8 protein-coding genes are annotated in these 9,389 nt (G+C 71.8%); 2 read left to right on the top strand and 6 right to left on the bottom strand.

What is annotated here, in order from left to right:
* The 4 genes from B9S61_RS14030 to B9S61_RS14015 form a co-directional block, all read right to left on the bottom strand.
* Positions 1-315 (bottom strand): PHP domain-containing protein (locus B9S61_RS14030; RefSeq protein WP_146064838.1); only part of this gene is annotated, 315 nt, incomplete at its 3' end.
* A gap of 253 nt (positions 316-568) precedes the next feature.
* Positions 569-1,615 carry a S1 family peptidase gene (locus B9S61_RS14025; protein WP_181007362.1) on the bottom strand — a complete coding sequence of 349 codons (1,047 nt, stop codon included), beginning with the start codon at positions 1,613-1,615 and terminating at the stop codon, positions 569-571.
* Positions 1,616-2,153: 538 nt separating this feature from the next.
* Complete coding sequence (locus B9S61_RS14020; protein ID WP_103542551.1) at positions 2,154-3,059, bottom strand: S1 family peptidase; 906 nt, start codon at positions 3,057-3,059, stop codon at positions 2,154-2,156.
* Positions 3,060-3,396: 337 nt separating this feature from the next.
* A complete protein-coding gene (locus B9S61_RS14015) occupies positions 3,397-4,572 on the bottom strand; it encodes a DUF5685 family protein (protein ID WP_103542550.1) in 1,176 nt (391 codons plus the stop codon).
* A gap of 299 nt (positions 4,573-4,871) precedes the next feature.
* On the opposite strand from B9S61_RS14015, the gene B9S61_RS14010 reads away from it, so the two are divergent.
* A complete protein-coding gene (locus B9S61_RS14010) occupies positions 4,872-5,309 on the top strand; it encodes a cell division protein SepF (protein ID WP_103542549.1) in 438 nt (145 codons plus the stop codon).
* Between the two features lie 36 nt (positions 5,310-5,345).
* Here the strand turns inward: B9S61_RS14010 and B9S61_RS14005 are convergent, their stop codons facing one another.
* Both B9S61_RS14005 and B9S61_RS14000 read right to left on the bottom strand, forming a co-directional pair.
* The gene (locus B9S61_RS14005) at positions 5,346-6,536 is read right to left on the bottom strand and encodes an acyl-CoA dehydrogenase family protein (RefSeq protein WP_103542548.1); all 1,191 of its coding nucleotides are present in this window, start codon (positions 6,534-6,536) and stop codon (positions 5,346-5,348) included.
* A 281-nt stretch (positions 6,537-6,817) separates the two neighbouring features.
* Positions 6,818-8,419: an MFS transporter gene (locus tag B9S61_RS14000; protein ID WP_103542547.1), complete on the bottom strand. Its 1,602-nt coding sequence runs from the start codon at positions 8,417-8,419 to the stop codon at positions 6,818-6,820.
* Positions 8,420-8,686: 267 nt separating this feature from the next.
* On the opposite strand from B9S61_RS14000, the gene B9S61_RS13995 reads away from it, so the two are divergent.
* Positions 8,687-9,389, top strand: a 703-nt coding sequence (locus tag B9S61_RS13995) for a glycosyltransferase family 39 protein (RefSeq protein WP_146064837.1), incomplete at its 3' end; no start/stop codon positions are given.

The raw sequence follows: 9,389 nt of genomic DNA, 5'->3' as shown, positions 1-9,389 counted from the left end.
CCGCGGCGCCGATTCGTCGACGAAGGCGCCGCCGCGGACCGGGGTGCGGCGCCTGTCCCGCCGTACGGACTCGTCACCGGCCGCCGGGGAGGCCGCGGGGGCCGCCACCGCCAGTTCCGCGCCGAACAGCGGGCGGACGCCGGCCTTCGCGCAGGCCTTGGCGAAGCGGACGGACCCGGCGAGGGTGTCGCGGTCGGTGAGGGCGAGGGCGTCCATCCCCCGCTCCGAGGCACGCTCGGCCAGCCGTTCCGGGTGGGAGGCGCCGTAGCGCAGGGAGAACCCGGAGACGGTGTGCAGATGCGTGAAACCCGGCACACGCACCTCCCGCACTCGTGAGCCCCGACCGACTCTCGAACAATTGTTCCCAGCTACCTCACCCCCACCATAGACCAATTTTCGAATGTGTGTGCGACATCCGGGTGACCCCTCTCCACCTGCGCACACACCCGGAAACGCCCGGAAGCACACGAGCGTCCCGTCCCTCCGTGACGGAGGGACGGGACGCTCGTGACGAGACGTGCCCAGCCGGTCGGCACGAGACGTGCCCAGCCGGTCAGCACAGGCGTGCTCAGCCGATCTGCGTACCGGTGGCCGACAGGGCCTCCGTCACCGGCTGGAAGAAGGTCGTGCCGCCCGAGGCGCAGTCGCCGCTGCCGCCGGAGGTGAGGCCGACCGCGCTGCTGCCCGAGAAGAGCGAGCCGCCGCTGTCGCCGGGCTCGGCGCACACGTCGGTCTGGATCAGGCCGTTGACGATGTCGCCGTTGCCGTAGTTCACGGTGGCGTCCAGACCGGTGACCGCGCCGGAGTGCACCTGGGTCGTGGAGCCGCTGCGGGTGACCTGCATGCCCACGGTGGCCTCGGCGGCGCCGGAGATCGCCTGCGTGGAGCCGTCGTAGAGGTTCACCTCGCTCGGGTGGTCCACGTCGGCGGTGTACTTCACCAGGCCGTAGTCGTCGCCCGGGAAGCTGGACGCCGCGTTCTCACCGATCACGCCGCCCGAGGAGTCCGACCAGGTGGAGATGGATTCGGTGCAGTGCCCGGCGGTGAGGAAGTGCGGCTCGCCGCCCTTGGTCACGTTGAAGCCGAGCGAGCAGCGCCCGCCGTTGCCGGTAATGGCGTCACCGCCCGCGACGAAGGGCTTGTACTCACCCTTGGTGCGCTGGAGTTCGGCCTTGGCGCCCAGCGAGTCGACGACCTCGGTCAGCTTGGCCCACTCGGCCCCGGAGACGGTGCGGTCCGCGGTGACGACGACCTTGTTGGTGGTCGGGTCGGTCACCCAGGCGGTACCCGGGATGGTGGCGTCCTGCTCGAGGGTGGTGTGCGCGCTCCTCAGCTCGGCGAGGGAGTTCGTCACGACTCTCGCCTCGGCGCCGGCCGACTCGACCGCCTCGGCGGCGGCCTCGTCGAGCACGTTCACCACGAGACTCTTGCTCTTCGCGTCGTAGTACGTTCCCGCCGCGTCGGCGCCCAGGTCCTGGGCGAGCGCCGATGCGAGCTTTCCGGCCGCGTGGACCGAGAGCGTCCGGGGCGCGGCGTCCGCCGGCACCTCGCTCGCGTTCGCAGTCTGGAAGGTGACCGCGCCGGCGGCCAGTGCGGCGATGCCCGCACCCGCCATGGCCACACGTCGCCCGGGTATGCGTCGGTGCTTCAACTCACGTCCTCCTGTGGGGGGACGGCCCGGAAGGTTGTGGGGACCTCACCGGACCGGAAGGCGTACGGCCACGGGGGTGGAGCGCGAAAAAATGCCACGCCCGTGCCGGTCGAACGGCGCCCACTCTTCCGAATCCCACAGGGAGCACACAAGGTCGGCTTCAGGACGCGGGTACGACAACGACCGCGCGCCCTCTATGTCCTGACTGGTCATGGACACGTAGGGCCGTTCGCACAGCAAACGCTACGCAGGGGTAACCGACGGCACGGACCACGGGATGCGACCGTGGCTTGAAATCGACCCACCCCGGTCCGATTCCACCGCAGGCATGGCGGACGGACGTTGCTTCCGCACCGGTTCCGGCGCCGGACGCGAAGACCACGGGACGCCGCCCCGGGAGCGGAACACGGACGAGCCCCCGCACGCGGGTCGCGTGCGGGGGCTCGTCGTGCTGCCGGTTGCTGCCGATGGAACCAGTGGGACCGGTGGTGCGGGACCGGTCCTAGTAGACGCTGACCCCGTAGGCGCTCAGGGCCTCGGTCACCGGCTGGAAGAAGGTCGTGCCGCCGGAGGAGCAGTTGCCGCTGCCGCCGGAGGTCAGACCGTACGCGGTGCCGTTGCTGCCGTAGAGCGCGCCGCCGGAGTCACCGGGCTCGGCGCAGACCGTGGTCTGGATGAGACCGCCGACGACGTCGCCGCCGCCGTAGTTCACGGTCACGTTGAGCGCGGTCACCCGGCCGCTGTGCGTGCCCGTGGTGGAACCGTCACGGATGACGGTGGTGCCCACGCTCGGGGTGGCCGCACGGGTGATGTCCACGCCGTTCGCGGTGCCGGGGCGGCTGACCGACCCGGTGTAGCGCACGATGCCGTAGTCGTTGCCCGGGAAGCTGGAGCCGGCGGTCGTGCCGATGGCCGTGCTGCGGCTGGAGTTGGAGTACCAGGTGCCCGCGCCGTCGGTGCAGTGACCGGCGGTCAGGAAGTACTCGGCTCCGCTGCTGCTGCGGACGTTGAAGCCGAGGGAGCAGCGCCAGCTACTCGCATAGATGGCGTCGCCGCCCTGGATGAGCTTGCTGAACGTGCCGGCGGTCCGCTTGACGGTGAGCGCCCCGGCGTCGTCCCCGGCCTGCCGCTTGATCTTGTTGATCTCGGCCTGGGAGACGGTGCTGTCGACGGTGACGACGACCCGGTTGGTCTTGCTGTCGACGGCCCAGGCGGTGCCCGGGATGTCGGCCTTCAGCACCGAGCCGCTGACGCCCTTGAGTTCGGCGGAGCTGAAGGCGGCGGGAGTGTCGGCCGCGTTCGCGCTGGGGATCGCGATCGCGGCGGCGGCCACGAGGCCGGTGGATACGGCGATCAGCCGAGTCCGTCTCGAGATGCCGCTGCGGGGGGTGGTGCGCTTGATCCTCACTTCTCGTTCCTCCACAAAGGAAGTAGGGGGCCCTCGTGGGGTTGTGGGCCCGTGAGGCGCAGTCAGCGGGTGCGTATCCGGATTCCGAACACGCCGTGCCCCTGACAAGCGCTGGTGGCGAGTATTCGGCCGAACGAGCGGTCGGCGCAAGGGCGCCTTTCGGACGTCAACCTTTGAACCATGTAGGAGTTTTGCCCCGCGCACGGAGACGCGTTACCAGTGGTCACACCGACCTGACGGCCGGTCGAACAACCGTGGCATGTCCGGAAGTCACCCCTCCGGATGCCGTGTCGACGCGTCGCCGGCTCCTCGTGGCGTTCCGCGCGCGGGTCCCGGTTCAGCAGTCGCAGCCGCAGTCGCAGCCGCCGTCCTCACCGCAGCAGCTGCAGCAGTTGCAGCACTCGCAACAGTCGCCGCACCCACTGCAGTCGCAGTGGGCGCAGGGCCCCTGCCTGGGCTCGCGGGTCCAGGGGTCCTCGTAGGTGCCGCAGCACATCTGGCAGGTGCAGGCGAGTCCGAGCCAGACCGCGCAGCCGGTGACCAGTCCGCGCCGGTCGCGGCGCGGCGGCCCTGGAGGCGGCCCGCCGGGGCCACCGGGTGCGCCGGGCGGGGCGTAGGCCCCGCTTCCGTGGGCACAGGAGACCGTACCGAAGGCACGATGAACGGAGTTGGGCAGTTCATGGACGAGGAGCCGGTGCGCGAGGACTTCGCCCGTACCGTGCCCTCCCGGGACACCGGACCCCCAGTCCACCTCCCGCAGGGCAAGACGGATGCCGTGCACCGCGTCGTCGGCGAGCCGGCGGGCCTCCTCCAGCGGGGTGCCGGTGGCCGCGAGCGGGTTCCAGGCACCCGAGGCGGCGTCCGCCTCCCGGTCCTCCACGGCGTCCAGCAGATGCGCGAGGCGTCCGAAGAGACGCCCGGCCTCGGCGAGCGGTACGGCGTTGTGCGGCCGGCCGGCGAGCACCGCGGTGTGCGCGAAGGCCGCCGCGGTCGCGGTCTCGGTCGGCTCGGTGACGGTGAGGATCGGGGTACCGGGCCCGGCGAGCGTCTCGATACCGGCCTGCCGGTCCACGGCGTCGAGCAGGACGGCCGTGTCGAAGCCGACATCGGAACCGGTACGCGCCCCGGCACGGTCCCAGCCCGCCGCGACCCGGCGCGCGGCGAGCGCCACCGGCCTGCGCGCCAGCAGCCCGTCGCCGTCGGTGACGTGGTCGCGCATCTTGGCGGAGGCGAGGACGAGGGAGACGGCCGCCGCGAGCCGCGCGCCCTCACCGTGCGCCACGGAAGCGGTGCGCATACCGCGCAGCGGACAGGGGCCCGCGGTGCGCCGTCCCCCTTCGGGGGAACCGGACTGAGCCTCCGTCAGAACGGATATGAGCAGCCCGTCGTAGTTGGTGACGATGCGCGCGAGCTGTCCGTGGTCCCCGCGCAACGCGAGGCACAGTCCGCACAAGTGGGCCATCCACTGCGCGGTGAGCTTCTCCCCCAGCCGGTGCCGACACGGCCTGACCATTCCGAACACGACGTTCCCCCGTGCAGTTGTACGACGCTGAGCGGCCGCATCGTAGCGCTCGCCGGGTTCACCCATATGCACCCCTCATCACCCGGACGCCGGGAAGAATCATATTTCACTCACAGTCAGCATCCGTTTACACCAAGACCCTTGGGAAACACGGACTCTCGACGGATTCGCTGTGCACCAGTACCGTCACAAACCCCCCGTGCGGCGTCTATCCACTTGGCGCGCCATCCGCATCATGGACGACCATAGGGATGCGGAAAGCAGAAAGACCGCTGTGAGAGGAGGCGTCCATGGGATCGGTACGCAAAGCAAGTGCCTGGCTTGGCCTCGTCGACGACAACGAAGACGAGCGTTACTACGACGACGACTACTCCGACGGACCCGAGACCGGGGAGGCCTGGGTCACCGATCCGCGGGTCAGGGTGGCCGCGGATGTCGCCGAGGAGAAGGGCCGCCGCATCGGCACGGTCACCCCGGACAGCTTCCGGGACGCCCGCGCCATCGGCGAGCTGTTCCGCGAGGGCGTTCCCGTCATCATGAACCTCACGGCCATGGACGCGGGTGACGCCAAGCGTGTCGTCGACTTCGCCGCGGGCCTGATCTTCGGCCTGCGCGGTTCCATCGAGCGGGTGTCCAACCGGGTGTTCCTGCTCAGCCCTGCCGACACCGAGGTCGTCAGCGGCGAGCCGGCCGCGCACCGTTCGGACGGCTTCTTCAACCAGAGCTGAGGCAGGGCCGCTCGCCGGCCCTGCCCCTTCGGCCGCTCACCGGAAGGCGTCGAGCCCGGTGAGCGCCTTGCCCAGCACGAGCTGGTGCATCTCGACGGTGCCCTCGTAGGTGAGCACCGATTCCAGGTTCGTCGCGTGCCGCATCACCGGGTACTCGAGCGAGATCCCGTTGGCCCCGAGGATCGTACGGGCCGTACGGCAGACGTCGATGGCCTCGCGGACGTTGTTGAGCTTGCCGAAGCTGACCTGTTCGGGACGCAGGCGGCCGGCGTCCATACGCCGCCCCAGATGATGGGCGAGCAGAATCCCCTTGTGCAGTTCGACCGCCATGTCGGCGAGCTTGGCCTGGGTCAGCTGGAACCCGCCGATGGGCCGCCCGAACTGCTCCCGCGTCCTCGCGTAGTCGACCGCCGCCTCGAACGAACTCCGCGCGGCGCCCATCGCGCCCCAGACGATCCCGTACCGGGCGTGCGACAGACAGCTGAGCGGGCCCTTCAGTCCGGTCACCCCCGGCAGCACGGCGTCGGCGGGCAGCCGTACGTCGTCCATGACCAGTTCGCTGGTGACGGAGGCGCGCAGGGACCACTTGTGCTTGATCTCCGGCGCCGAGAACCCGGGGCTGTCGGTGGGCACGGCGAAGCCGCGGATCCCCTCCTCGGTCCCCGCCCACACCACGGCGACACCGGCCACCGATCCGTTGGTGATCCACATCTTGCGCCCGTTCAGCACCCAGTCGGTGCCGTCCTTCTTCGCGTACGTGCGCATGGCGCCGGGGTCGGAGCCGGCATCGGGTTCGGTGAGCCCGAAGCAGCCGATGACCTCGCCGGACGCCATCCGGGGCAGCCACTGCCGCTTCTGCTCCTCGCTGCCGAAGCGGTGGATGGCGTACATGGCGAGCGAGCCCTGTACGGAGACCAGGGACCGGATGCCGGAGTCGGCCGCCTCCAGCTCCAGACAGGCGAGCCCGTACTGCACGGCACTCGCGCCGGCGCAGCCGTACCCGTCGAGGGACATGCCGAGCGCGCCGATCCCGCCGAGTTCCCGGGCCAGCTCCCGGATGCCGGGCAGTTCGCCCTTCTCGTACCACTCGGCGACGTGGGGCAGCACACGGTCGGCCGCCCAGCCGCGCACGGTGTCCCGGATCGCCAGGTCCTCCGGCTCCAGCAGGTCGTCGAGGCCGAGGGGGTCGGCGGGATCGAAGGGGGGCAACTTCGCGGACGCGGACATGGGACACCCTCCGGGACGGTGAAACTAGCAGCGCTAACCTGGGGTTGGGGCCGACGTTACGCGGCAGTCTCCCGCACGTCCACCCTGACCCCCCACCCACACCGAGGGATGACTCCCGTCCGGGGCGCGCCGCCGTCGGCGAGGTGCGGGCGGTGACACGCACCGGCGACCGGGGCGGCAGGAGACCGCCCGCGGACGCCGACGGTGTTCAGCCGCCACGGGCGACGTCCGCCTCTTGATCAGCGGTGAACGGGTGGTGCGCGGGTGGGGGACCAAGGCGGTCAGACCGAGACACGGGACTCCACCGCACCCCGCGGCGCGGGCACCTCCACCGCCGCCGCCTCACACTGCATCGCCCGCGGCAGCCTCAGCGCCATCGCCGCTCCGAGCAGCAGCAGACCCGCGCTCACCAGCAGCGTCACGTGCAGCCCGTGCACGAAGGCCTGGCGCGCCGCGTGCCGCAGGGCGTCCCCCGCGGGCCCTCCGAGCTGCGCCGCCACCTCGTGCGCCTCGCCCAGCGAGTGCCCCGCGGCGGCGGACGCCGTCGGCGGCACCCCGGGGACACCGGAGACACCGGGCGCGTACGCCGCGTTCATCACGCTGCCGAGGAGGGCGATCCCTATGCCGGCGCCCAGCTGGTAGGAGGTCTCGCCGATGGCCGCCGCCCCGCCGGCCTGGTCCGGCGGCGCCTCGCTGAGCATCGACTCGTACGCGCCGAACAGCGTGGTCTCCAGGCCGAAGCCGAGCAGCACGAACCCGGCGAGCAGCAGCGGGGCGTTGTCCTGTCCGCCCATCGCGGTCAGCAGCACCACGGCGCCGGCCGTCAGACAGAAGCCGGTGCAGACCATGCGGCGCGGGCCGAACCTGCGCAGCATGCGGGCGCCCGCCAGTCCCGCCGCCATCGCCGCGACGGTCAGCGGCACCAGGCGCAGCCCGGTCTCCAGCGGGGAGAGCCCCAGCACGAGCTGGAGGTACTGGGCGGCGATCAGTTCCAGGCCCACCAGGGCGAGCATGGCCAGCACGATGCAGCCCACCGACGTGCTGAACGCCGGCCGGGCGAACATCCGCAGATCGACCAGCGGATGGGCGCGGCGCCGCTGCCGTCGCACGAAGACGGTCAGCAGTCCGGCGCCCAGGAGCAGCGGCAGTACGGTCCACAGGCCGGTGACGGATTCCCCGCCGCCGAGCCGCTTCACACCGAGGACCAGCGAGAAGAGCGCCCCGGCGGCCATCAGCGCGCCGGTCACGTCCCAGGGGCCGTCGCCGGCGCCCTTGGACTCCGGCAGCAGCAGCCGTCCCACCGGGAGGCTGACCAGCATCAGCGGGATGTTGACCAGGAAGACCGAGCCCCACCAGAAGTGTTCCAGCAGGAAGCCGCCGACCAGCGGCCCGACCGCCGCGCCCACGGCGGCGACCGCGCTCCAGATGCCGATGGCGAGGGCACGCTCGCGCCGGTCCGGGAAGACCTGGCGCAGGATCGACAGGGTCGCCGGCATGATCATCGCGCCGCCGACGCCGAGCAGCGCACGCGCCAGGATGAGCGTGTGGGCGCTGTCCGCGAGAGCCGCCATGCCGGAGGCGACACCGAACAGGGTGTAGCCGAGCAGGAGGACGCGTCTGCGGCCGACGCGGTCGCCCAGGGTCCCGAAGAGGATCAGCAGTGAGGCGCAGACCAAGGGGTAGGCGTCAACGATCCAGAGCAGCTCCACCGCGCCGGGCCTGAGGTCCTCGGTGACGGCGGGGACCGCCACGTGCAGCACGGTGGCGTCGACGGCGACCAGCAGCAGGCTGGCGCAGAGGACGACGAGCACCACCCAGCGGTTGGCACCGGCCCCGGCCGCCCGACGGCGCAGCGCGGCGGCGGCCGTGGTCGTCCCGGACATGTACACGTACCTCCCAGATGTTCCCTCGCGCTCGGCGGGGCTCACGGGGTGGGGGACTCCCCCGTGACTCGGCCGGAGAGGAGCGGTGGTCTCCGGCCCGCGCAACGAACGGCGAGTGACACGTCAGAGTACGCCAGCGGACGCAAAGGTCGAGTGGTGGGCATCTCACAGCTCCGGCGGATCGGTGTGGCGTACACCACTCCCCCTCCCCGGTGGGCGCGCCCCCGCGGGGCGGCCCGGTTCCGCGCCCGGTCGATAATCGGGCCCGTGAACGATCTCGAGACGCGCGCCGCACCGGCCCGCACCGGAGCACTGCGCCGGGCCGCGCCGGCGCTCCTGGGGTACGCCGCCGTGCGCGCCCTGGGCCTGGTCGTGCTGGTCCTGTGGAGCGAGGCGCGCGGCAAGAGCGCGTACACCTTGCTGACCGCCCGCTGGGACTCGCTCTGGTACGCCCGCGTCGCCGAGCTGGGATACGGCTACCAGGTGCGGCTGCCCAACGGGGACGTGCGCTCCGACCTGGCGTTCTTTCCGCTGCTCCCGTGGCTGGAGCGGCTGGTGGCGGCGGTGTCGCCGCTGTCGTACGCCGACGGCGGGTTCCTCGTCGGCGCGGTCGCCTCGCTCGCCGCGGCCTGGGGGATCTTCGCCGTGGTCGACCTGGTGTACGGGCGCCGGGCCGGGCTGTACACGGTGCTGCTGTGGGCGGTGCTGCCGGTCGGCATCGTGCAGTCGATGGCGTACAGCGAGTCCCTGTTCAACGCGCTCGCCGCGTGGTCGCTGTACGCCGTACTGACCGGCCGCTGGGTCACGGCGGGCGTCCTCGCGGGCCTGGCGGGGCTGACCCGGCCGGTGGGACTGGCGGTGGTCGCGGCGGTGTGGGCCGCGGGTCTCGCCTCCTTCCTGCGTGAACGCGCCGGCTCCCCGCGCCGGGCGGCCCCCTCGGTCCGTGCCGGTCTTCCGCGCGGGGGCACCT

The organism is Streptomyces sp. SM1 (assembly GCF_002910825.1).
Classification (GTDB): Bacteria; Actinomycetota; Actinomycetes; order Streptomycetales; family Streptomycetaceae; genus Streptomyces; species Streptomyces okerensis.
Note: the sequence above shows the minus strand (reverse complement) of the source record. Positions and strands in the feature narration are given on the sequence as shown.

Excerpts from the sequence above, each read along its gene's own strand:
- B9S61_RS14025 (WP_181007362.1), bottom strand. The coding sequence starts at position 1,615 with ATGGCGGGTGCGGGCATCGCCGCACTGGCCGCCGGCGCGGTCACCTTC.
- B9S61_RS14015 (WP_103542550.1), bottom strand. The coding sequence starts at position 4,572 with ATGGTCAGGCCGTGTCGGCACCGGCTGGGGGAGAAGCTCACCGCGCAG.
- B9S61_RS14010 (WP_103542549.1), top strand. The coding sequence starts at position 4,872 with ATGGGATCGGTACGCAAAGCAAGTGCCTGGCTTGGCCTCGTCGACGAC.
- B9S61_RS14005 (WP_103542548.1), bottom strand. The coding sequence starts at position 6,536 with ATGTCCGCGTCCGCGAAGTTGCCCCCCTTCGATCCCGCCGACCCCCTC.
- B9S61_RS14000 (WP_103542547.1), bottom strand. The coding sequence starts at position 8,419 with ATGTCCGGGACGACCACGGCCGCCGCCGCGCTGCGCCGTCGGGCGGCC.